We start from the raw sequence: 22530 nt of genomic DNA, 5'->3' as shown, positions 1-22530 counted from the left end.
GCGGCGTTAGTGTGTCGGACGTGACTTCTCTCTCCACTCCCCTCACCATCTCTGTCATCGGCTGCGGATACCTCGGAGCCGTGCACGCCGCCGCGATGGCCGAACTCGGCCACCGGGTGATCGGCATCGACGTCGACAAGGCCAAGATCGACCTCCTCGCGGCAGGACGCCCCCCGTTCTACGAGCCCGGCCTCCCAGAGCTGCTCACCTCGGCGACCGCATCGGGCCGACTGACCTTCAGCACGGACATCGCCGCCGCCGCCGAAGCGACGGTGCACTTCGTCGCCGTCGGAACCCCGCAGCGCGCGGGAAGCAACGCCGCCGACCTCACCTACGTCGACGCGGCCGTCGAGTCGCTCCTCCCGCACCTCTCCGAGGGTGATCTCGTCGTCGGCAAGTCGACCGTGCCCGTCGGCACCGCCGAGCGCCTCGCGGCCGTCGTGTCGGGCGCGGGGGTCGGCGCGACCCTCGCGTGGAACCCCGAGTTCCTCCGCGAGGGCTTCGCGGTCAAGGACACCATCTCGCCCGATCGCCTCGTCTACGGAGTCGGGGAGGGTGACGAGCACGCCGAGTCGGTGCTCGACGCCGTGTACGCCGCGGCGCTCGCCGCCGGAACGCCCAAGGTCGTCACGGGCTACGCGACAGCCGAGCTCGTGAAGGTCAGCGCGAACGCGTTCCTCGCCACGAAGATCTCGTTCATCAACGCCATGGCCGAGGTCGCCGAGGCGACGGGAGCGGATGTGACCCAGCTTGCCGACGCCATCGGCTTCGACGCGCGCATCGGCCGCCGGTTCCTCAACGCGGGCCTCGGGTTCGGCGGTGGCTGCCTTCCGAAAGACATCCGCGGGTTCATGGCCCGGGCGGAAGAGCTCGGTGTCGAGCAGGCGCTGAGCTTCCTGAGCGAGGTCGACAGCATCAACCTCCGTCGCCGCGGCCGCATGGTCGACCTCGCGACCGAGGTGCTCGACGGTGATGTGAGCGGCAAGCGCATCGCCGTGCTCGGTCTCGCGTTCAAACCCGACTCCGACGATGTGCGCGACTCGCCCGCGCTCGACGTCGCCGTGCGCCTCGCCGAACTCGGCGCGATCGTCGTCGCGACCGATCCCGAAGCCGTCGAGACCTCGCGCGCTCGCCACCCCGAGCTCACCTACGTGTCGACCGCCGTCGAGGCGGCACAGGACGCCGACGTCGTTCTGCTCCTCACCGAGTGGAAGCAGTATCGCGACCTCGACCCCGCCGAGCTCACGTCAGTGGTGTCGGGCCGAGCTCTGCTCGACGGCCGCAACTGCGTCGACCCCGTGGTCTGGCGTGAGGCCGGGTGGACGTACCGCGCTCTCGGGCGTCCCTGACGACATCGCCGGAGCCTCCCGGAACACCCACGCTCGATACAGCGCGAAGCGGAAGGCCGACCCGAGCACGAGTCCGACGACGTTCGCCGAGACATTGTCGGCGAACGCGCTCGTGAATCCGAGCACGTAGTGGCTGACCCACAGGCACACGAGGGCGATGAGCATTCCGCCGACGCTCACGATCGCGAACTTCACGCCCTCGACGACCGTCTCGCGGTGCGTCGTCGCCGCGGATGACTCGGGTGACCTGAACGTCCAGTGGCGATTGCCGAGCCAGTTGACGGCGATCGCGACGGCCGTCGAGACGACCTTCGCGACGAGGGGGCCCTCCGCGACATCCGCGGGAGACAGGACGGTCGCCCGCAAGAGGTTGAAGAGCCCGACATCGACCGCGAGACCCACGAGTCCGACGAGACCGAACTTGGTGAGCTGGGAAGCCAGGCGGTGCATGCGGGCTCCCTGATGCTGGACGGCGGCGGTGATGCGCCAAGATGGTTCGAGGCGGTTCGAAATACTAACCGTCGCGTCGTCTCGGTAACTGGAAGGTCGGCATGACTCTCACGATCGGTGTCATCGGCGGTGGGCAACTGGCCCGCATGATGATCCCCGCGGCGATAGCCCTCGGGATCGAGATCCGCGTGCTCGCCGAGGCGGAGGGCGCGCCGGCATCCCTCGCCGCGACCGCGGTCGGCGACTACCGCGACGCCGAGACGGTCGTGCGCTTCGCCCGCGACGTCGACGTCGTGACCTTCGACCACGAGCACGTGCCGCAATCCGTGCTCGCGGCGCTCGAGGATGCCGGGGCGATCGTGCGACCGGGCCCGGCCGCCCTCCTCTTCGCGCAAGACAAGCTCAGCATGCGCGAGCGTCTCGACGCCGCGGGTATCCCCGTTCCCGACTGGGCGAGGGTGTCGACCCCCGCCGACCTCGACGACTTCGTGAGCGCCCACGGCGGTCGCGCCGTCGTCAAGACCGCGACGGGCGGATACGACGGCAAAGGCGTGAGGGTCGTGGCGTCGAGCGCCGACGTCGCCGACTGGTTCGGAGACGAACCCCTCCTCGTCGAGGAGCTCGTCGTGTTCCGCCGTGAACTCGCGCAGCTCGTCGCGAGACGGCCGTCGGGGCAGATCGTCGCGTGGCCGCTCGTCGAGAGTGTGCAGCGCGACGGAGTGTGCGCCGAGGTCATCGCGCCCGCGCCCCGGTCGAGCGGACGGCTCGCCGAGGCGACCGAATCGGTCGCCCGCCGCATCGCCGAGCTCCTCGACGTCACGGGAGTGCTCGCGGTCGAACTCTTCGAGACCGACGACGACCGCATCCTCGTGAACGAACTCGCGATGCGACCGCACAACACGGGGCACTGGACGATCGACGGCTCGACGACGAGCCAGTTCGAGCAGCACGTGCGAGCGACCCTCGACCTCCCGCTCGGAGCGACGGACGCTCACGCGGGCTGGGCCGTCATGGTCAACGTGCTCGGCGGTCACCCCGACGGCGCCCTCGTCGACAGCTACCCCGTGACCTTCGCCGACCAGCCCTCGGTCAAGGTGCACAACTACGGTAAAGACCCGAGACCGGGCCGCAAGGTCGGGCACGTGACCGCGACGGGTGACGACCTCGACGACGTCGTCTGGAGGGCCCGCGCGGCGGCTCTCCTGCTGGGATCGGAAGCCGTCGATCGCCCGACGTCGTAACCGTGCACACCACCGCAGAGCGAGCGAACACGCTCCCTCGCTTGCCGAGGCGAGAGCGCGCCACGAAGTACGATGGCCGTTATGCCTGAGCCCCTCGTCGCTGTCGTCATGGGCTCGGACTCCGACTGGGCCGTCATGAAGGCCGCATCCGTCGTTCTCACCGAGTTCGGTGTCGCGCACGAGGTCGAGGTGCTCTCGGCGCATCGCACGCCCGAGCGGATGCTCGAGTTCGGCGCTCGTGCGAGCGAGCGGGGACTCCGCTCGATCATCGCGGGTGCCGGCGGCGCCGCGCACCTCCCCGGCATGCTCGCGTCGGTCACGACACTCCCCGTCATCGGCGTTCCCGTCGCGCTCGCGACCCTCGACGGCCTCGACTCCCTCCTCTCGATCGTGCAGATGCCCGCGGGTGTTCCCGTCGCGACGGTGTCGATCGGCGGTGCTCGTAACGCGGGACTCCTCGCCATCCGGATGCTCGCGGCCACCGACCCCGCCCTCGCGACGGCTCTCGCGCAGCACGCGTCCGATCTGAAGGATCTCGTCGCGACGAAGAACGAGAACCTCAAAGCGAGCCTGTGAGCACGATCAGCCCCGTCAGGCACCCCGACCTGAAGTCACCCTCGACCATGACCCGTCGGGCGTGGTGGCTCGTGGGACTCAACATCCTCATCCCCGGTTCCGCCCAGCTCATCGCCGGCAATCGCCGGCTCGGGCGCTTCGGCGTCTCGATGACGTTCCTGCTGTGGACGCTCGTCGTCGTGGCCGCCGTGCTCTTCTTCGTGCTCCCGCGCGTCATCTACGGTGTCGCGTCGAATCCGATCGCGCTCACCGTCGTGCAGATCGGCCTCGTCGCGTACCTCGTTCTCTGGGTCGTTCTCACACTCGACACCCTCAGGCTCGTCAAGATCGTGCGGGCATACCCGAGGGCGAGGCCCGCGATCGCCGCGCTCGCCGTCGTCGCGCTCGTCGCGACGACGGGTGTCGTCGGCTACGGCGCCATGGTCGCGGGCGTGACCCGCAGCACGATCGAGGCCATCTTCGCGAACGGGCAATACAAGGAGCCCGTCGACGGGCAGTACAACATCCTCCTCCTCGGTGCGGATGCCGGCCCCGACCGGGAGGGGCTGCGGCCCGACAGTCTCTCGGTCGCGAGCGTCAACGCCGAGACCGGTGCGACGACGATGATCGGCGTTCCGCGCAACTTCGAACGCGCGCAGTTCGCTCCCGAATCACCCCTGTGGGGAGCGTTCCCGACCGGGTACGACTGCGGCGACGAGTGCCTCATCAACTACCTCTACACCTACGGCGACGAGCACCCCGAGCTGTATCCCGAGGCCGAGGCCGAGGGCAGTTCCTCGGGTATCGAGGCGACGCGCGACGCCGTGTCGGGGGTCACGGGCCTCGAGATCCAGTACTACGTGCTCATCGACATGCAGGGTTTCGCGAATCTCATCGACTCGCTCGGGGGTGTCGACATCGAGGTGCCGTCCCGCACGGCGATCGGCCCGATCACGGCGCCCGATCCTCTCTATTACGTCGAGCAAGGGGAGCAGCACTTCAACGGTGGCGAAGCCCTCTGGTACGCGAGGTCGCGCTTCGACTCCAACGACTACGACCGCATGGCGCGCCAGCGTCAAGTGCAGGAGGCCGTGCTCACCCAGTTCGACCCCTCCAATGTGCTCACCAAGTTCCAGGACATCGCGGCGGCCGGCGTTCAGGTGGTCGACACGGACATCCCCGCGGTCATGCTGCCGGGGTTCGTCGATCTCGCCGACAACGGGAGGAGCATCCCGATCACGACCCTCGAGCTCGTGCCCGGGGTCGTCGACACGCTCTACCCCGACTACGACCAGATCCACGCGCTCGTGAGGTCGACGATCGCGACGGCCGCGACGGCCGACGGCGGCTGACTCGGCACCTGACTCGGCCTGACGAGCGACGAGCGACGAGCTCGGGCGCGCTTAGAGGTCGGCGTGCAACTGCCAGACCCGCTGCGCGGAGTCCCGCCACGCGAATGCGCCCGCGCGGTCCGATCCCGAGACGGCGAGGCGACCGGCGAGGTCGGTGTCCCTCACGATGTCCGCGATCCGGGCCGCGAGTCGCTCGGGGTAGGTCTGCATGTCGACGGTCGAGACGGTGACGCCGGCACCCGCCGCGACCTCGACGACGGCGGGCGAGTCGGAGTGCACGACGGGGGTGCCGAAACTGAACGCCTCGATCACCGGGAGGCCGAAGCCCTCGGCGAGGCTCGGGAAGACGAAGACCGTGGCGCGGTCGTAGACGACCGAGAGCTCGGCGTCGGTGAGGACGCCCAGGATGATCACGCGATCCGCATCGAGACCGAGCTCGGCGGCGACGCTGCGGATGTCCTCGTGGCCCGACTCGGGGGTGCCCGCGACCACGAGCGGCAGTCCGGAGTCGTCACCCGTCGCGAGCGAGGTGAGGAGCTCGCGCAGGCCCTTGCGGGGGTGCAGGGAGCTCAGGGTGAAGAGGTAGCGCTCGGGGAGGCCGAGAGCCGCGGCGCGCTCGGTGGCGTCGACGGGCACGACGAGCTTGCTGCTCACGGCCCCGCCGATGACTCTGACGCGCTCACCGAAGTCGAAGACGTCACCGATCTGCTCGGCGACGCTGTAGCTCGGCACGACGATCGCGTCGGCGTAGCGGTGCGCTCGCTTGAGCATCGACCGGTGCCACGAGACCTGCCGGTTCTTGAGCAGGTGCGGATGAGTCCACGGCACCGCGTCGTGCACCGTGACGACGGTCTGCGTTCCGACGTCGTTGACGGGATCGTGCTTCGAGAGCGGGGCGAGGAGGCTCGGAGCGTGCACCATGCCGCTTCCGGGGAGTCTCGTGATGCCGTGCTGCCAGGCGAGCTGCAATTCGCGGCGCGCGAGGGCGCTCTTGAACAGGTCGACCATGCCGGGGAGGAGCGTGGCGAGCCGGTCGTATTCGGTCGACGCCGACGACGACACGACACCGCTCACCTCGCAGCCGAAGGGAGCCGTCGCGATGAGTTCTCTCGTGAGCTCCTCGGCATAGCGCCCGACCCCCGTGGGCCCGGGCGCGATGATGTCGTCGACGACGACGCGGAGCGTCGTCGTCACGAGGGGTCCATGATTCCCCTGCTCATCGCGTCGGCGAGGGCGTCTGTCCAGTCGCGCATCGGCGCGAGGCCGGCATAGGTCCACGCGTCGTGCCCGAGAACGGAGTACGCGGGGCGAGGGGCGGGGCGCACGAAGCTCCCGCTGTCGGTCGGAGTCACGCGCTCGGGGTCGAGACCCGCGTTCGCGAAGACGACCCGCGCGTAGTCGAACCAGCTCGTCTGACCCGAGTTGGTCGCGTGATACGCGCCGAACGGTGCGGCCGAGTCGACGAGCGTCACGATCTGCTTCGCGAGATCGAGGGTCCAGGTCGGTTGACCGACCTGATCGCTCACGACCGTGAGGGTGTCGCGGTCGGCGGCGAGACGCAGCATCGTCTTGGCGAAGTTCGGCCCGTGCTCGCCGTAGAGCCACGCGGTGCGCACGATGTAGCTCCGCGCTCCGTTCGCCTCGACGACGAGCCTCTCGCCCTCGGCTTTGCTCGCGCCGTAGACCGAGACGGGCGCGTGGGGGGCGTCTTCGGGGTAGGGCGAGGTCGCGACGCCGTCGAAGACGTAGTCGGTCGACACCTGCACGAGCACTGCCCCGACCTCGGCCGCGGCGGTCGCGAGATGGCCGGCACCGGTCGCGTTGACGGCGAACGCCGCATCCCGCTCGGTCTCGGCATCGTCGACCCTCGTGTGCGCGGCGGCGTTGATCACGACGTCGTGGCCGGCGACGGCCGACCGCACGGCGTCGAGGTCGGTCACGTCGAGGTCCGACCTCGAGAGCGCGGTGACGTCGCGCCCGTCGAGCACGGACTGGAGATCGCGGCCGAGCATTCCGCTCGCGCCGGTGAGGAGGAACCGGGTCATGATCAGCTCAGGGCCGCGCGCTCGCGCAACGGCTCCCACCACGAGCGGTTGTCGCGGTACCACTGCACGACCTCGGCGAGACCCTGGTCGAACGGCACGCGCGGCTCGTAGCCGAGCTCGGATCGGATCTTGGAGATGTCGACGGAGTATCGGAGGTCGTGACCGAGGCGATCCTGCACGCGGTCGACGTAGGACCAGTCCTTGCCCGTCGAGTCGAGGAGGAGCTGCGTGAGCTCCTTGTTGGTGAGTTCGGTGCCGCCGCCGATGTTGTAGATCTCGCCGGCGCGACCGCCGACGAGAACCATGGCGATTCCGCGGCAGTGGTCGTCGACGTGCAGCCAGTCGCGGATGTTGTTGCCCTCGCCGTAGAGGGGAACGTGCTTGTCGTCGATGAGGTTCGTGACGAAGAGGGGGATGACCTTCTCGGGAAAGTGGAAGGGGCCGTAGTTGTTCGAGCAGCGAGTGATCGAGATGTTGAGGCCGTGCGTGCGGAAGTAGCTGCGCGCGAGGAGGTCGCTCCCCGCTTTGGATGCCGAGTACGGCGAGTTGGGTTCGAGCGGGCGCTCTTCGTCCCACGAGCCCTCGGCGATCGAGCCGTACACCTCGTCGGTCGAGACGTGCACGAAGCGCTCGAGCCCGGCACGGAGCGACGCGTCGAGGAGTTTCTGCGTTCCGAGCACGTTCGACTCGACGAAGATCGAGGCGTCGCGCACCGAGCGGTCGACGTGCGATTCGGCGGCGAAGTGCACGACGGCGTCGACGTCGGGAAGCAGCGAGTCGAGGAGGTCGGAGTCGCGGATGTCTCCGTGCACGAAGCTGAAGCGCGGGGAGTCGGAGACCGAGGCGAGGTTCTCGAGGTTGCCCGAGTAGGTGAGGGCGTCGAGCACGACGATCTCGGCTCCCTCGAGCCCCTCGTAGGCGTCGCCGAGGGCACGCCTCACGAAGTTCGAACCGATGAATCCGGCGCCGCCGGTGACGAGAATCTTCATGCCCACTCCTTCTGATACTGCGTTCTGTGCCCCCGACAGTCTAGTTAGTGGTGCGGTTCGCCGAAGGTGCGCCGCCCGACGACGGCCGCGCGCACGCGCAGACCGACCGTGAGGGCGGCTCGCACGGGCCACAGGAGCGCCCCCGGGTACTTCTTGTGCATGAACTGCCGCGCGCTCTCGTGGTGGGCGTCGATCATCCGCTGGGAATCGGTCGTCGTCGAGTGCGCGCCCGTGTGCACCGCGGTGGCGGAGGGCTCGTAGACGTTGCGGTACCCCGCCTTCCCGATGCGGTAGCCGAGGTCGACGTCTTCGAAGTACATGAAGAACGAGGGGTCGAAGCCCCCGAGGTCGTCGAAGACGCGCCGTCTGACGAGGAGACACGCGCCCGAGAGCCATCCGGCGTCGCGGCGGAGCGGGGTGTCGTCGGAGTCCCGGCGGTACGCGCGGCTCCACGGGTTGCTCGGCCAGAGGTTGGCGAAGAGCGCGTGACCGATCCCCGTGCGCAGTGAGGGCACCGATCTCGCCGAGGGGTAGACCGCGCCCTCGACGCCGGTCAGCACGGCCGGTCCGATCGCCCCGACCGTCTCGTCGGCGTCGCCCTCGCGCACGAGGATGTCGATCGCGCCCTCGCCGAGCACGACGTCGGGGTTGCTCACGAGGATCCAGTCGACGGAGGAGGGGAGCTCCCGTGTCGCCGCGTTGACGGCTCCGCCGTAGCCGAGGTTCGAGGCGAGAGGGAGGTAGCGTGCGCCCGCACGCGAGACGAGTGAGTCGAGGTGCTCGGATTCATCCACCCTGTTGTCGGCGACGACCACGAGAGGCGACTCGGTGACCGCGGCGGAGGGGATGGAGGAGAGGAAGGGCCCGAGCACGGACGACGACCCGAAACTGACCGTCACGACGGCGACACGAGGGTGACCGATCGGATCGGGAGGTGAGAGGGCCATGGAAATCCGATCCTACCCGCCAGTCCCCGGACCGACGGGCGACAACACGGACAGTACGGGGTGTACGGATGTTTGATACGGTCAACCCATCGGGGGACATTAGTCGGGGGACAGATGATTGCACGAATGAAATTCCGCGCGCTTCTCACAGTCGTGATCGCGGCGGCGCTCGCCGTCGGGGGAGTCACGACCGCCGCGGTCGCCGCACCACAGGACGAGGTGCTCGCGTCGGTCAACAGTGAGCGGGCGAAAGCGTCGCTCGCCCCGTTGCGCGCCGACGCGAAGATGGATGCGATCGCTCAGGAGTGGGCCAACCAGATGAGTCGCACGGGCAACTTCGCCCACAGCACCAACGAGTGGCGGGCGGCCCGCCTCGCCTCGGGCTGGCGGCTCAACGGCGAGAACATCGCCTACGGTTACCGCACCTCGGCCCAGGTGATGAGCGGGTGGATGAATTCGCCCGGCCACCGCGAGAACATCCTGCGCTCGGGCTACACCCGCATGGGCGTCGGCTACTCCTCCACCGGGCACTACTGGGTGCAGATCTTCGCGGGCTACCCCGCGGACTCGACGCCTCCGACCCCGTCGCTCTCGGCCACGCCGACACCCAAGATCACAGGGAGCCCACTCGTGGGCAAGACCCTCACGGCCGCCCCGGGAACGTGGGGGCCGGCGCCCGTGACGCTCAAGTACCAGTGGTATGCGGGAGGCAAGGCGATCGCGGGGGCGACGAAGAAGACGCACCTCGTCACCTCCTACGACGTCGGAACCCGCGTGACCGTGAAGGTCACGGGGTCGAAGAGCGGATATCGTTCGGTCGCCAAGACGAGCGCCGCGACGGCGGCCGTCACGACGGACATCGACGCGACGCGGGTCGCGGGAGCGAGTCGCTACGCCTCCGCCATCGCGCTATCGAAGAGCATCCCCGTGCGCTCGGGTGGGGTCGTCTACGTCGCGAGCGGCGTCAACTACCCCGACGCGCTGAGCGCGGGCCCCGCGGCAGCGCACGACGGCGCTCCGCTGCTCCTCACGAAGCCCGGCGCCCTTCCGGCCGGTGTCGCGACCGAGATCGCGCGTCGCGCCCCGAGCTCGATCGTCGTCGTCGGCGGCGAGAGCGCGGTGTCGGGGGCTGTCGTCTCGAGCCTCGAGCGCATCGCGCCCGTGACGCGCGTGTCGGGATCGAACCGCTTCGAGACCTCGCGGCTCATCGCCGAGCACGCGTTCGGTGACGGTCGCGTGTCGGCCGCCTACCTCGCGACGGGCAACGGGTTTCCGGATGCCCTCTCCGCGGGGTCCGCCGCGGGAGCCCAATCGGCTCCCATCGTGCTCGTGAAGGGGTCGGCGTCGAGCGTCGATTCCGCGACGCTCGGTCTGCTCCGCCAGCTCGACGTCGACAGCGCCGTGCTCGTCGGCGGCACGAGCGTCGTCTCGGCGGGGATCCAGCGATCCCTCGCGAGCGCGGGCATCCCCGCGACCCGGCAGGCGGGAAGCAACCGGTTCACGACGTCTGCGGCGATCAACGAGGCCGCATTCGCGTCGAGCGCGACGGCGTTCATCGCCACCGGCTACGACTTCCCCGACGCGCTCGCGGGGTCGGTGCTCGCCGCCACGAGAGACAGCCCCCTCTTCATCAGCCAGGCGGCGTGCATCCCGCGGGCGATCGTCGATCGCATCTCGGAGTCGGATGTCACGGACGTCGTGCTGCTCGGTGGCGAGAGCGTGCTCTCCGATGCCGTGTTCGACCTGCGTGCGTGCAGCAAGTGATGCGCCGTCGCTAGAGTTGCGGGCGTGCCAGCGCCCGACGGATCCCCCGGCGACAGAGTGCCCATAGCCGTCTCGGTGGCGCTGTGCACGCGCAACGGCGCCGAGTTCGTCGGGGCGCAGGTCGAGAGCATCCTCGGGCAGTCCCTCCGACCCGCCGAGATCGTGCTCTCGGACGACGGGTCGACCGACGACACCGTCGAGATCGTGCGCCGCATCGTCGAGGCGCATGCCGAGGCCCACGGTAACGCGGTCGCTCTGACGGTCGTCGTCAACCCCGAGCCGCTCGGGGTCACCGGCAATTTCGAGAGCGCCATGCGCGTGTGCGCGAACGACCTCATCGCGCTGTGCGACCAAGACGACGTGTGGCGCGAAGACCGGCTCGAGCGTGCGGCCGGCGAGTTCGCCCGACGACCCGAGCTGCTGCTCCTGCACTCCGACGCACGGATCGTCGACCGCGACGGCGTGCCGAGCGGGATCGGACTCTTCGTGACCCTCGGCGTTTCGGAGGAGGAACGGCGAGCGATACACGACGGCGACGGGTTCGCGGTCTACATCCGCCGCAACCTCGCGACCGGGGCGACGACGATGGTGCGGAGGCGACTGCTCGACCTCGCCCTCGACTTTCCCCGCGAGTGGGTGCACGACGAGTGGCTCGCGATTGTCGCGGCGGCGCTCGGCGGCGCGGATCTCGTCGACGACACCCTCATCGACTACCGGCAGCACGGCGCGAACGCGATCGGTGCGACCGCGCTAACGGTGCGGCGCCGGTTCGCGAAGCTCGCGGAGCCGCGGACAGCGCGCAACGCGCGACTGCTCGAGAACTCGCGCATCCTCGTCGACCGACTCGGGGCCCTCGCCGTGCCCGTTCCGGGATCCGTTCTCGCGCTCGCCGCGGGCAAGGTGGTCCACGAGACGTTCCGCTCGTCGCTCGCTCGCTCCCGCCCGCTCCGGGTGGTTCCGATCGCGCGCGCACTGCGGCGCGGCGACTATGCGAGGTTCGGCGGCGGGGCGCAGGATGCCGTGCGCGACCTCGTGCAACCGGCCTCGTGAGGGTCCGGATAGGATTCTGCACGTGCTAATCCGTGAGCTGTCGATCCCTGATTCCTTCGAGATCACCCCGATCCAACGAGAAGACGACCGAGGTGTGTTCCTCGAGTGGTACCGCTTCGACCGGCTGGAAGAGGCTGTGGGCCACCCGCTGTCGCTCCGGCAGGCCAACACGTCGGTCTCGAAGCGCGGCGTCGTGCGCGGCATCCACTTCGCGTCGATCCCGCGCGGTCAGGCCAAGTACGTCACGGTGACCCACGGAGCCGTTCTCGACTACATCGTCGACATCCGGGTCGGTTCGCCGACGTTCGGACAGTGGGACGCCGTGCGCCTCGACACCGTCGACCGCAAGGCCGTCTACATCCCCGAGGGCCTCGGGCACGCCTTCGTCGCCCTCACCGACGACGCGACGGTGAGCTACCTCGTGTCGGACGTCTACAACGCGGCAGCCGAGCACGGCATCAACCCCCTCGATGCGCAGATCGGCCTCGAGTTCCCCGATGAAGCGGGTGAAGCGCTCCTGTCGCCGAAAGACACGTCGGCCCCGTCGCTCGCCGAGGCGGCCGAGACCGGGCTGCTGCCGACCTGGGAAGCCACGCGCTCGTTCTACCAGCAGCTCGACAACGGGGAGGTCTGACCCATGCGCGGAATCATCTTGGCCGGAGGCAGCGGAACGCGCCTGTGGCCCATCACGCGGGGCATCTCGAAGCAGCTCATGCCCATCTATGACAAGCCGATGATCTACTACCCCCTGTCGACGCTCATGCGCGCCGGCATCCGCGAGATCCTCATCATCACGACACCCGATGACCAGGCGCAGTTCCAGAGACTGCTCGGCGACGGCAGCGAGCTCGGTGTGAGCTTGAGCTACGCCGTCCAGCCGTCTCCCGACGGCCTCGCCCAAGCGTTCATCATCGGCGAGGAGTTCATCGGTGACGAGAAGGTCGCCCTCGTGCTCGGCGACAACATCTTCCACGGTGTCGGACTCGGGTCCAACCTCCGCAGCCACAACGACGTCGACGGCGCGCTCATCTTCGCGTACCACGTGTCGAATCCCCGCGCCTACGGCGTCGTCGAGTTCGATGACGACTTCCGCGCGCTCTCCATCGAGGAGAAGCCCGTCGAGCCGCGGAGCAACTTCGCGGTGCCCGGGTTGTACTTCTACGACAACTCGGTCGTCGAGGTCGCCAAGACCATCACGCCGAGCGCGCGCGGGGAGCTCGAGATCTCGACGATCAACGAGATGTACCTCGACGACGGAAAGCTGCAGGTGCAGGTGCTCGACCGCGGAACGGCGTGGCTCGACACCGGAACGTTCGAGTCGATGGTGCAGGCGACCGAGTTCGTGCGCGTCGTCGAGGATCGCCAGGGCTACAAGATCGGCTGCATCGAGGAAATCGCGTGGCGTGCCGGGTGGATCAGCGACGAGGAACTCGCCGCGATCGCCGCCCCCCTCGTGAAGAGTGGATACGGAACCTACTTGAGCCGCTTGCTCGCGGGCTGAGTGAGGTAGCAGCACAACCGCTGCGGCAGAACGCTGCAGCAGAAACGGGGCGGGGGAGTCGAATGACTCCCTCGCCCCGTTTCGTTCGTCCGGGGCGCTCGGCCTAGCGGCAGTTGGTGTACTTCGCGACCTCGCCCGTCACGACCGACGTGCCCCCGAGGATGACCATGCTCGTGGTCCTCGCCGCGATCATCTTCTGCGCGAGGGGGATGCGCATGCAGTTCTTCGGCACGAGATACAGAGGGTTGTTGTTCTTGCCGGCGAGCGCCGCGCCGGCGAGGGCGTCGGAGTACGCCGTGCCCGACGCCGCGTAGATCGTTCCCATGCGGGCGTTCGCGAAGGCTGCGGCGTTGAGCTTCTCGCCCGTCTCGAACCTGTTGACGCCCGCGATGCGCGTCACGGCCGTGCCGCCGTTGATTCCCTTGGTGTTGCGCAGGATGTCGGTGCTCACGACCGCGACCCCGCCCGCGATCCTGACCTCCTCGACGCCGAGGTCGCCGAGGAGGGTGATCGCCTCGTCGGTGAGGGTGCTCGCGCTACCGTCGACGAGGATCACGGGGGCGTCGACCGATCCCGCTGCCGCACCGGCGGAGAGGGCGTCGGCGTAGCCGCGCCCCGTCGCGAGGTAGGCGACCGTCGCACCCTTCGCCGCGAATGCGCCGCGAGCGACCTCGAGCGACGTCGAGTAGCGATTGCCCCCGCTGTCTCGACGCACGGGCGCGATCGTCGCGAGATCGGCTGCGACGGCCTCGGAGACGGCGTCGACACCCCCCGAGATGACGATGAGCAACGGTCGCAGTCGCTGGATCTCAGCGCGCGTCGCCGGGTCGATGCCGTCGCGCCTCGTGAGCAGGAGCGGGGAGTTGTTCGTCGCGGCTGCCGGGGCGGCGCTCAGGGCGTCGGGGAAGTTCAATCCGTTGGCCACGTAGACCGTGCTCGTCCGCGGGGCGTAGTTGGCGCGCGAGATCTGCACGGCCGTGTCGAAGCGGTTGACGCCCGCGGTGCGCGTCGCCGTTGCGGCGGGAGTGATGTTGGGCGGCAGCGGGGCGGGGGTGTCGACGATGGGCGAGCCGAACCAGTCGTTGTAGAACACCCAGAAGTTGCGGTTGCCGTACGACGAGCACGCGTCACCGGTTCCGCGGAGGTTGTTGAGCGCCGCCTGGTTGGGGCGGTACGGCGTGTAGTTGTAAAGCGCGGCGGTCGCGTAGTTGGTGATGTTGACCGTGCGGCTGCCGCACGCGGCGTTGGGGTGCCACTGGATCGCGCGCGATCCCGGCTGGATGCCGAAGCGGCTCGCCTTGTAGGTCTTGAGCTGCAGCGTCCCCTGGTAGATCTGGTTGCCGAAGCCGAGCGAGTTGATGGCGCACGGGGCCGTGTCGGGGCACGCGTATCCCATGGCCCGGTCGAGAGCGGCCTTCGAGGGGTTGTTCTTCGTCACGAGGGCCTGCTCCTTCTGCAGGGTCACGAGGATGACCTTGGCGCTGATGCCGCACGCGCGCTGCACTCGGAAGATGACGGTCGCCGCGCTCAGCGCCGTCCCGCCCTGGAACGCCTCGCACCGCACGTTGCCCGTGCTGTCGGAGACGATCCTGGCTCGAGACGCGACCCTGTCGGTGCGCACGTTGAGGCACTGATCGGTCAGACAGTTTCCGATGCGCGCGTTGAGGAAGTCCCGGATCTGCTTCTCGGTCATCGCGGAGCTGTCGTAGAACTCGCTGTCGCTGATGATCGTGCCGGCCTTGAAGTCGCTCGCGGTGAGGGCCTCGGCGCGGTCGGTGCCCTGCACGAGGCCTGTCGCCGCGAGCGTGAGGGTGAGCGCGACCGTCACGAGCCATCGCACCGGTCGTCGTCGCGGAGCATTCGAGACACGTGTATCCATGAAAAAGTCATTCCCCCGTTGTTACGCACCCCCGCGAACTCCGGTGGCCGGTCGTCGACCCCGACGCCGCAGACCTGGCCATGCTGTCATCATTCGCGGCGGGTGTCCACGACCCGGCCGGGGCGTGGCGCGCTCTAGGCTCGACGCGTGACACCGCGCCGCATCAAGTCCCTCGTCAAGAACGCCATCCGTCGACGGCTCCTCGCCGGCCGGTTCCGCTTCGATCGCCACGACTTCTCCGCGGTCAGCGGTCGAGAGGCGATCGTCGTCATGTGCCTGTGGAATCGACCGAGCCGTCTCGAGCACATCCTCCGGATGCTCGACGGTCAGGAGCACCCCGAGGGCGTCGTGCTCCTTCTGTGGAACAACACGCGCGCCGACAGGGAGACCTACGACGCGGCGATCGCTGCGCACGAGTCCCGGGGATCGCTCCGCCGCGTCGACATCGTGCACTCGCCCTTCAACCTCGGGGCGATCGCGCGGTTCTACTGGGCTCGTCGGCTCGCGGTGGCGGGCTACGAGGGCCCGATCATCGTTCTCGACGACGACGAGGATGTCGACTCGCGCTTCGTCTCGTCTGCCCTCGAGCAGTACGACCCTCTCGCCCTCACCTCGTGGTGGGCGTTCACGGTGCACTCGGTCTACTTCGACCGCACCGCCGCGCGCGTCGGCGACCGCGTCGATTACGCGGGGACGGGCGGGATGGTGTGCCCCGCGACGCTCTTCCGCGACCCTCGGTTCTTCACCGACATCCCCGCGCCGTTCTGGTTGCTCGACGACATGTGGCTCAACCATTTCGCGCTCGCGCGAGGACTCAGGCTGGCCAAACTCGACGTCGAGATCGCGTTCGTCATGGACGAGACCAATCAGGCGCACGGTCAGGCCGAGCTCAAGCAGGACTTCTGGGAGTACCTCGGAGGTCAGAAGCGCGCGACGACGTGAGTCAGCGTTCTCCGAGGTCGCGGAACTCGGGAACGGCGTGCACGATGCCGACGGCGAGGTCGTAGTCGGGAACGTCGAAGGCGCACGACTGCGGTCGATCGTGGATGTGTCGCCCGATGCTGTCCATGAGCGACACGTTGACGAAGTACTTGCCGGTTCCGAACTGCACGTCTTTGAGGATGAACTCGACGCGGCGGTCGCCCGAGAGCGGCGTGAGCTCGGCGCCCAGGCGCTTCGACGTCGTTCCGTAGGTCGCGTGCCCGAGCGCCGTGTCGATCTGGATCGCGCAGACCCAGTCGGTCATGACGGCCTGGTGGGTCAGATCGACGGTGATGCGCAAGTCGCTTCCCGGCGCCACGGGGTCGCCGGGCTTGCCGTCGACCGGCCCCGCGGTCGCTGCGCGCACGCGACCGAGCGTCTCGGGCGCGGGGGGAGCGACGGAGGCGTCTTCGAGGCGCTGGTCTTCGAGGAGGTCGCGGAATCGCGCGACGGCTTCGACGGGGTCACCCTCGAACTCGACGTTGCCCTTGTTGAGCAGCACGACGTGGTCGCACATCTCCGACACCTGGCCAAGTGAGTGCGACACGAGGATGATCGTGCGCCCCTCGGCCTGGAACGACCGGATCTTGTCGAGGCACTTGCGCTGGAACGCCTCGTCTCCGACGGAGAGAACCTCGTCGACGAGGAGCAGGTCGGGGTCGGTGTGCACCGCGACCGCGAAGGCGAGCCGCACGTACATTCCCGAGGAGTAGAACTTGACCTGGGTGTCGATGAAGTCGCCGATGCCGGCGAAGGCGAGGATGTCGTCGAACCTCTCGTCGGTCTCGGTGCGACTGAGGCCGAGGATCGAGGCGTTGAGGTAGACGTTCTCCCGACCGGTGAGGTCGGGGTGGAACCCCGCCCCGAGCTCGAGGAGGGCCGCGATGCGTCCGCGTCGCTTGACCGATCCGGAGGTCGGGTCGATGATTCCGCCGATGACCTTGAGGAGGGTGCTCTTGCCCGAGCCGTTGTGTCCGATGAGCCCCACGGTCGTGCCAGCGGGGATCGAGATCGAGACGTCCCGCAGTGCCCAGAACTCCTCACGATGACGACGCCCGAGGCGGCCGAGGGTCACGAGGCGCTCTTTGAGCGAGTTGTCGCGGCGGATGACGAATCGCTTCGACACCGAGTCGACGACGGCGATGGTCGGTACTTCTGTCACTGGTTCTCTCTCACTCGAAATGCGCGGCACCGGTTACAGCTCTTGTGCGAAGTTGCCCTGGAGGCGGGCGAACACGCGCTGGAAGCCGATGAGCAGACCGAGGCCGATGACGATCGCCACGAGCATGCGCGGCAGTAGTTCGCCTGGGTAGTCGACGACGCCGTCTCCCCCGACCCAGAACGCCTGCTGGAAACCGAGTACCGCGAGGGTGACGGGGTTGTTCGTGTAGATGTCGAGGAGGAGGCCGTATCCGACGATGTCGCGCACCATCTCCCACGCGTACACCACGGGCGAGGCCCACAGCATGATGAGGAGGAGCACTTCGGTGAGGTACTGGATGTCGCGGAGGTAGACGTTGACGGCGGAGAGCAGGAGCCCGAACGCCGTGCCGTAGACGACGAGGATCGCGAGCGACGGGATGAGGTAGAAGATGTCGACCGAGAGGGGGATCGCCCCCGCGATGATCGTCGCGATGATGAGGATGCCGAGCTGGATGAAGAAGTTGAAGAGCGCGGACCCGACGCTCGCGAGGGGGAAGACCTCGCGGGGGAGGTAGACCTTCTTGATGAGCCCGCCGTTGGCGACGATCGATGACGTCGACCCGCCGATGATCTCGCTGAAGAGGCCGTACGCCGTGAGCCCCGTGAACACGTAGATGGCGAAGTCCGGGATGCCGCGCTCGGCCCCGAGGAACTTGCCGATGACCACGTAGTAGATCATGAGCTGCGTGAGAGGGCGGATGAGCGTCCACACGAAACCGAGGGCGCTGTCTTTGTATCGCGACTTGAGGTCGCGCCTGATCAGCAGGTTGAGCATCTCGCGATGACGGAAGATGTCCTGGATCGATTGCACGGCTCCCGTGAACGACCGCGACTTGGTCGTGTTCACGAAGGGGAGCTTCTCGAGGCTGGCGAATCTCTCAGCAGGGTCCATCGGAGCCTCCCGGCGGGTTAGTCGACAACCGCATCACTCTACACGCGCCGACATCCCCGTCTGCTTCGGGGGCGCTAGGCACCGGGCCTGAGCTTTCGCACGCGGGAGGCGAGAGCGTCGGTCGCCCGCACGACCGTCCTCGAGCGCAGGGAGTGGAGTTCGGCGTGGAGCGCGTCGAGTTCGGCGCGCTGCGTGCGCACGACCTCGTCGAGCTCACGTCGCGCGATCCGCTCGCTCTCGAGGTCGTCGCGTGCGTGCACGAGCTCCGTTCGCGCGGTCGCGACGTCGGCTTCACGAGCGATGAGGGCGCGGCCGGAGTCGGAGAGCACGCGCACGAGGTCGGCGGGGAAATCGACGGGGGGCGAGGTCGAGTCGGCCGCGCCGCCGAACCGCGCGAGGAGGCCGTCGTCCCGTGTGAAGGCGGAGCCAGCCTCGAGGTCGTCGGGGGAGGGGAATCGTGCCGCGTAGTAGGGAAGGAGAACGCCCGCTCGCAAGCGCGCGAAGTCGAGCATGCCGTGGTGGTTGGGGCTCGGCGTGATCGAGGGGTTGGCGAGATACGCCGCCCCCGAGATGTCGACGCGGTGCTCGTATTGTTCCCACGCGCGCCACGGCACGTGGAGCACCTCGAGCTCGAGGCCCGCGGGCACACCTCCCGAGTTCGGGATGCTCGCGGCGTGATTGCCCTGGGCGACAGTCACGTCGGGGGCGCCGACGTGGATCGCGTTGGGGGTCGGGTGGCTCTGAAGCCCCACAGCACGGAGCTCGTCGACGGTCCGGCCGTCGCGCCACACGAAGTCTGCGAGGCGGGAGCCGCGGCGCACGAGCGGACCGATCATGTTGACGACGGGAACGAGGAAGGAGCCGATCGATGTCGGCATCGCCTCGAACACCGCGCGCAAGTCGAGGGTGCGGTCGACGGGGAGGAGGAACTCGTCGGCGTCGGCGTTGATGACCCAGTCGACACCGTGCTCCGTCGAGAGCCGGCGGGCCATCGAAGTGACCACCGCGGCTTGCTGTTTGCGATGCACGGGGTCGTGCTCGAGGAGGATGCTGCCGGCATCCGCGAGGCGCTGGAGGATCTCCGTCGTGCCGTCCGTCGACGCGTTGTCGGTGATGACGAGGGTGTCGACACCCTGCTCGAGATAGAAATTCACCGTGCTCTCGATGATGTCCGCTTCGTCGCGAACCATCATCGTCAGTCCGAGCTTCACGTGGACTCCTTCGGGTTGGGGCTCCACCCGAGGGTGGCCTACGCGTCTGGGCCGCGCAAGTCGGTCAGGAGGGGTGAGCCGGAGCGCGAGAGGCGCGGGTCGGCCGGCGGCGCACCGGGCGCGCGGCGTCGAGCGATTAGCATGTTCACCGCAGACTCCTGTCCGGCGTCGTGTGACCACCACACCCTCGAGGAAAGGCCCACCCCCGTGAAGCAGTGGATTGTGGGGCGGCTGCGCCGCGTTCTTCCGCAGGACAGCTCGAGCCGACGCGTCGCCCGGATCGGCTACGGAGCCTTGCGCGACGCGCGCGGGGTGACCCGATCGGTCTCGACCGCGATCCGCGAAGAGGTCGTGTCCGGCGCGGGAGACGACGCCTACGGCGCATGGCGCCGACAGCACCGTGATCCGGTCATCGTCGAGGGCTCGGGCGCGGTCACGACCGACTTCACGGTCGTCTTGCGGGGCGGCCCGGGAGACGCCAAGAGCTCGAGCGCGACGGTCGACAGCATCCACCGGCAGTCGGTCGGTCGCGTCGACATCCGCTGGGCTCACGACGGCGACGATCTCGCGGCGATCCTCGAGACTCTCACGTCGCACTTCGTGCTCTTCCTGAGGGAGGGCGACGTGCTCGAGCCGACCGCTCTCGCTCAGATCGCCAAGAAGCACCGCATCGACCCGCGCCTCGACCTGATCTACTTCGACTCCGATACGCGCGGAGCACGGCGCCGCGAATCGCCGCGATTCCGCCCGGAGTGGTCGCCCGAGATCCTCCTCGGAGCCAACTACCTCGGTCGCGCGTTCGCGATCTCGCCCCGCATCCTCGATGCGGAGGCGGGGGAATCGCTCGGGCCGCGCGCCCTCTGGCGCAACCTCCTCGCGATCGACCCGACGACGACGCGCGTCGGGTCCATCCCCGAGGTGCTCCTCTCCGAGGTGGAGGGGGCAGACGATCGCGTCGTCGCCGCCGACGCCGAGATGGTCGAGTCGGCCCTCGCGCGCCGCGGCGAGGTCGCTCGCGCGGTCGTCGACGACGGCATCGTGCGCACCTTCTTCGAGCCGAGCGTGTGGCCGACCGTGTCGGTCGTCATCCCGACGCGGCACTCCCGCTCCAACCTCTCGGTGCTCCTGCCGAGCCTCGCGGCATCCGACTACCCGCACCTCGACGTCACCATCATGGACAACGGCGAGCAGTCGCCCGAGAACCGCGAGTGGTACGAGCAGTGGAACTTGCAGCTCGACCTCTCGGTGACCTGGTGGAGCGAGACCCCGTTCAACTACTCGCGGGTCAACAACGTCGGGGCGAGGTCCGCTGTCGGAGACGTCATCGTGTTCCTCAACGACGACACCGAGATCGTCGACCCCCGCTGGTTGCGCGAATCGGTCGGACTCCTTCTGCGCGAGGGAGTCGGCACCGTCGGATTCCGTCATCTCCGAGCCGACGGGCTCATCCAGCATGCCGGTGTCGTCGTGGGCCCCGGTGGCTTCGCCGACAACCTCTTCGTGGGCCTCGACCCCCACGAGGACACCCTCATCGGGCCGACCAACTGGTACCGCAACTCCCTCGCCGTCACGGGCGCGTGCGTCGCGATCCGCCGCAGCGACTTCGAGGAGGTCGGCGGTTTCGACGAGAGGTTCGAACTCACCGGGAGCGACGTCGTGCTCGGGCTCGACCAGGTCATCCACGGCCGTCGCAACGCGGTCATCCCCTTCGACGTCGTGAGGCACTACGAGTCGATCACGCGCGGCACGCACGTTCCCCCGCAAGATTTCTTCGCGAGCTACTGGCGGTACAACCCGTGGCTGCGCAACGGCGACCCCTACTCGTCGCCCAACATCTCCCGGTCGGCCGCCGTCCCGCGCTTCGCACGCACCGACGACGAGGTGCCGATCAAGCGCGCCCTCGAGACCCTCGGCCGACCCTACGGAAGCGTCGCGCAGTCGGCGTCGATCTCCGACGAGGCCCGAGGCCTCCTGGGAACCGCGTCGGTCTCGCGCGAGACCGTCGAAGACGTGCACAAGACCCACGCCGACAACGCGGCACCGTTCGAGATCCGCACCGTCAACTGGTTCATCCCCGACATCGACATGCCGTTCTTCGGTGGGCTCAACACGGCGTTCCGCCTCGCCGACAAGCTCGCGCGCGACCACGGCGTCGTCAACCGCTTCGTCGTGCTCGCGGCACCGAACCCGCTCTTCTTCACCTCGGCCCTCGCCGCCGCGTTCCCGAACCTCGCCGACGCCGAGGTGCACTTCTACGACGGCAGCGCGACATCGATCGAGGAGATCCCCGGGGCGGATGCGGCCGTCGCGACGCTGTGGCTCACGGCCATGCACGTCGCGCGCTCGAACGACGTGAAGCGCAAGTTCTACCTCGTGCAGGACTTCGAGCCCGGTTTCTACGCCGCGAGCACGATGTTCGCGATGGCCGAGGAGTCGTACAGGCTCGGTCTCTACGCGATCTGCAACACGCCGAGCATGTTCGAGAGCTACACGGGCGAGTACGGCGGCAAGGCGACGTCGTTCATCCCGGCCGTCGACGCGTCGATCTTCCACGCCGAGGGGCGGGAGACCCCCGATCCCGACGCTCCCGTGACGATCTTCGCGTACGCGCGCGACCACTTCCGCAACTGCTGGGAGCTCGTCTACGCCGCCCTCGCCGAGATCAAGCGCCGTCACGGCGACGGGGTTCGCATCGTCGCTGCGGGCGCTCGGTACCTCCCCGACAGCGCCGACTTCATCGACCTCGGCCTCATCGACTATCGCGAGACCGGGCGGCTCTATCGCGACGCCGACATCGGTATCACGATGCAGATCTCGCGCCACCCCTCGTATCTCCCGCTCGAGCTCATGGCGAGCGGGGTCGCGATGGTCGTGCCCGACAGCCACTGGTTCACGTGGCTCTTCGACGACGGCGTCAACGCCGAGATGTCGATGCGCTCCTTCGACGACGTCGTCGCGAAACTCGACCGTCTCGTGACCGACCCCGAGTTGCGCGCGCGCATCGCGAGCGGTGGGCTCGAGACCATCGCCGAGAAGCACTCCGACTGGGATGCCGCCCTCGACCACATCTACGACTACCTGTGCGACCCGGAGAGAGACCGATGACCGTTTCGACCACACC

At 68.4% G+C, this 22530-nt stretch carries 19 protein-coding genes; 10 read left to right on the top strand and 9 right to left on the bottom strand.

What is annotated here, in order from left to right:
- The first annotated feature begins 20 nt into the window (after nucleotides 1–20).
- Nucleotides 21–1349, top strand: coding sequence for a UDP-glucose dehydrogenase family protein (locus ACLHIH_RS07975; protein ID WP_411316184.1), 1329 nt, complete (start codon nucleotides 21–23; stop codon nucleotides 1347–1349).
- Here the strand turns inward: ACLHIH_RS07975 and ACLHIH_RS07970 are convergent.
- Nucleotides 1248–1799, bottom strand: a complete 552-nt coding sequence (locus ACLHIH_RS07970) for a GtrA family protein (RefSeq protein WP_411316183.1) — start codon at nucleotides 1797–1799, stop codon at nucleotides 1248–1250. The two genes, ACLHIH_RS07975 and ACLHIH_RS07970, sit on opposite strands and share 102 nt — an antisense overlap.
- A gap of 101 nt (nucleotides 1800–1900) precedes the next feature.
- On the opposite strand from ACLHIH_RS07970, the gene ACLHIH_RS07965 reads away from it, so the two are divergent.
- The 3 genes from ACLHIH_RS07965 (at nucleotide 1901) to ACLHIH_RS07955 (ending at nucleotide 4947) form a co-directional block, all read left to right on the top strand.
- Entirely contained in the window at nucleotides 1901–3040 is a 1140-nt protein-coding gene (locus ACLHIH_RS07965) for a 5-(carboxyamino)imidazole ribonucleotide synthase (RefSeq protein WP_411316182.1), read from the top strand.
- A 72-nt stretch (nucleotides 3041–3112) separates the two neighbouring features.
- Nucleotides 3113–3616: a 5-(carboxyamino)imidazole ribonucleotide mutase gene (gene purE, locus ACLHIH_RS07960; RefSeq protein WP_411316181.1), complete on the top strand. Its 504-nt coding sequence runs from the start codon at nucleotides 3113–3115 to the stop codon at nucleotides 3614–3616.
- Nucleotides 3613–4947, top strand: a complete 1335-nt coding sequence (locus ACLHIH_RS07955) for an LCP family protein (RefSeq protein WP_411316180.1) — start codon at nucleotides 3613–3615, stop codon at nucleotides 4945–4947. Before purE ends, ACLHIH_RS07955 begins: the two co-directional genes overlap by 4 nt.
- Before the next feature lie 51 nt (nucleotides 4948–4998).
- Here ACLHIH_RS07955 and ACLHIH_RS07950 read toward each other — a convergent pair whose 3' ends face one another.
- From ACLHIH_RS07950 to ACLHIH_RS07935, 4 genes are read right to left on the bottom strand one after another with little or no spacing between them, the layout of a single operon-like run.
- The gene (locus ACLHIH_RS07950; protein WP_411316179.1) at nucleotides 4999–6141 is read right to left on the bottom strand and encodes a glycosyltransferase family 4 protein; all 1143 of its coding nucleotides are present in this window, start codon (nucleotides 6139–6141) and stop codon (nucleotides 4999–5001) included.
- Complete coding sequence (gene rfbD / locus ACLHIH_RS07945) at nucleotides 6138–6992, bottom strand: dTDP-4-dehydrorhamnose reductase (RefSeq protein WP_411316178.1); 855 nt, start codon at nucleotides 6990–6992, stop codon at nucleotides 6138–6140. The genes ACLHIH_RS07950 and rfbD overlap by 4 nt, the downstream gene beginning before the upstream one ends.
- A 2-nt stretch (nucleotides 6993–6994) precedes the next feature.
- Nucleotides 6995–7981: a dTDP-glucose 4,6-dehydratase gene (rfbB, locus tag ACLHIH_RS07940; RefSeq protein WP_411316177.1), complete on the bottom strand. Its 987-nt coding sequence runs from the start codon at nucleotides 7979–7981 to the stop codon at nucleotides 6995–6997.
- 44 nt (nucleotides 7982–8025) lie between these two features.
- Complete coding sequence (locus tag ACLHIH_RS07935) at nucleotides 8026–8928, bottom strand: glycosyltransferase (protein WP_411316176.1); 903 nt, start codon at nucleotides 8926–8928, stop codon at nucleotides 8026–8028.
- Between the two features lie 126 nt (nucleotides 8929–9054).
- Here ACLHIH_RS07935 and ACLHIH_RS07930 point away from each other — a divergent pair, with 126 nt between their 5' ends.
- The 4 genes from ACLHIH_RS07930 to rfbA are packed head-to-tail and all read left to right on the top strand — an operon-like array spanning nucleotide 9055 to nucleotide 13243.
- Nucleotides 9055–10692 carry a cell wall-binding repeat-containing protein gene (locus tag ACLHIH_RS07930; RefSeq protein WP_411316175.1) on the top strand — a complete coding sequence of 546 codons (1638 nt, stop codon included), beginning with the start codon at nucleotides 9055–9057 and terminating at the stop codon, nucleotides 10690–10692.
- Nucleotides 10693–10716: 24 nt separating this feature from the next.
- On the top strand, nucleotides 10717–11742 hold the full coding sequence (locus tag ACLHIH_RS07925; RefSeq protein WP_411316174.1) for a glycosyltransferase family 2 protein: 1026 nt from the start codon (nucleotides 10717–10719) through the stop codon (nucleotides 11740–11742).
- A gap of 22 nt (nucleotides 11743–11764) precedes the next feature.
- Complete coding sequence (locus tag ACLHIH_RS07920; RefSeq protein ID WP_411316173.1) at nucleotides 11765–12376, top strand: dTDP-4-dehydrorhamnose 3,5-epimerase family protein; 612 nt, start codon at nucleotides 11765–11767, stop codon at nucleotides 12374–12376.
- A 3-nt stretch (nucleotides 12377–12379) separates the two neighbouring features.
- On the top strand, nucleotides 12380–13243 hold the full coding sequence (gene rfbA / locus ACLHIH_RS07915; RefSeq protein WP_411316172.1) for a glucose-1-phosphate thymidylyltransferase RfbA: 864 nt from the start codon (nucleotides 12380–12382) through the stop codon (nucleotides 13241–13243).
- A gap of 103 nt (nucleotides 13244–13346) precedes the next feature.
- Here rfbA and ACLHIH_RS07910 read toward each other — a convergent pair whose 3' ends face one another.
- The gene (locus ACLHIH_RS07910) at nucleotides 13347–15122 is read right to left on the bottom strand and encodes a cell wall-binding repeat-containing protein (protein ID WP_411316171.1); all 1776 of its coding nucleotides are present in this window, start codon (nucleotides 15120–15122) and stop codon (nucleotides 13347–13349) included.
- A gap of 147 nt (nucleotides 15123–15269) precedes the next feature.
- Between ACLHIH_RS07910 and ACLHIH_RS07905 the strand changes: the two genes are divergently transcribed.
- Entirely contained in the window at nucleotides 15270–16064 is a 795-nt protein-coding gene (locus tag ACLHIH_RS07905) for a hypothetical protein (protein ID WP_411316170.1), read from the top strand.
- Nucleotide 16065: 1 nt separating this feature from the next.
- On the opposite strand, the gene ACLHIH_RS07900 is transcribed toward ACLHIH_RS07905, so the two are convergent.
- The 3 genes from ACLHIH_RS07900 to ACLHIH_RS07890 all read right to left on the bottom strand — a co-directional run bounded on the left by ACLHIH_RS07900 (nucleotide 16066) and on the right by ACLHIH_RS07890 (nucleotide 19409).
- On the bottom strand, nucleotides 16066–17265 hold the full coding sequence (locus tag ACLHIH_RS07900; protein WP_411316169.1) for an ABC transporter ATP-binding protein: 1200 nt from the start codon (nucleotides 17263–17265) through the stop codon (nucleotides 16066–16068).
- Between the two features lie 33 nt (nucleotides 17266–17298).
- Nucleotides 17299–18198 (bottom strand): ABC transporter permease, encoded by a 900-nt coding sequence (locus ACLHIH_RS07895; RefSeq protein ID WP_411316168.1) that lies wholly within the window; start codon nucleotides 18196–18198, stop codon nucleotides 17299–17301.
- Between the two features lie 74 nt (nucleotides 18199–18272).
- A complete protein-coding gene (locus tag ACLHIH_RS07890) occupies nucleotides 18273–19409 on the bottom strand; it encodes a glycosyltransferase family 2 protein (RefSeq protein WP_411316167.1) in 1137 nt (378 codons plus the stop codon).
- 207 nt (nucleotides 19410–19616) lie between these two features.
- Between ACLHIH_RS07890 and ACLHIH_RS07885 the strand changes: the two genes are divergently transcribed.
- Complete coding sequence (locus tag ACLHIH_RS07885; protein ID WP_411316165.1) at nucleotides 19617–22514, top strand: glycosyltransferase; 2898 nt, start codon at nucleotides 19617–19619, stop codon at nucleotides 22512–22514.
- Nucleotides 22515–22530 lie beyond the last annotated feature (16 nt).

The sequence above is a fragment of the Marisediminicola sp. LYQ134 genome (assembly GCF_046599635.1).
GTDB lineage: Bacteria > Actinomycetota > Actinomycetes > Actinomycetales > Microbacteriaceae > Marisediminicola.
Note: the sequence above shows the minus strand (reverse complement) of the source record. Positions and strands in the feature narration are given on the sequence as shown.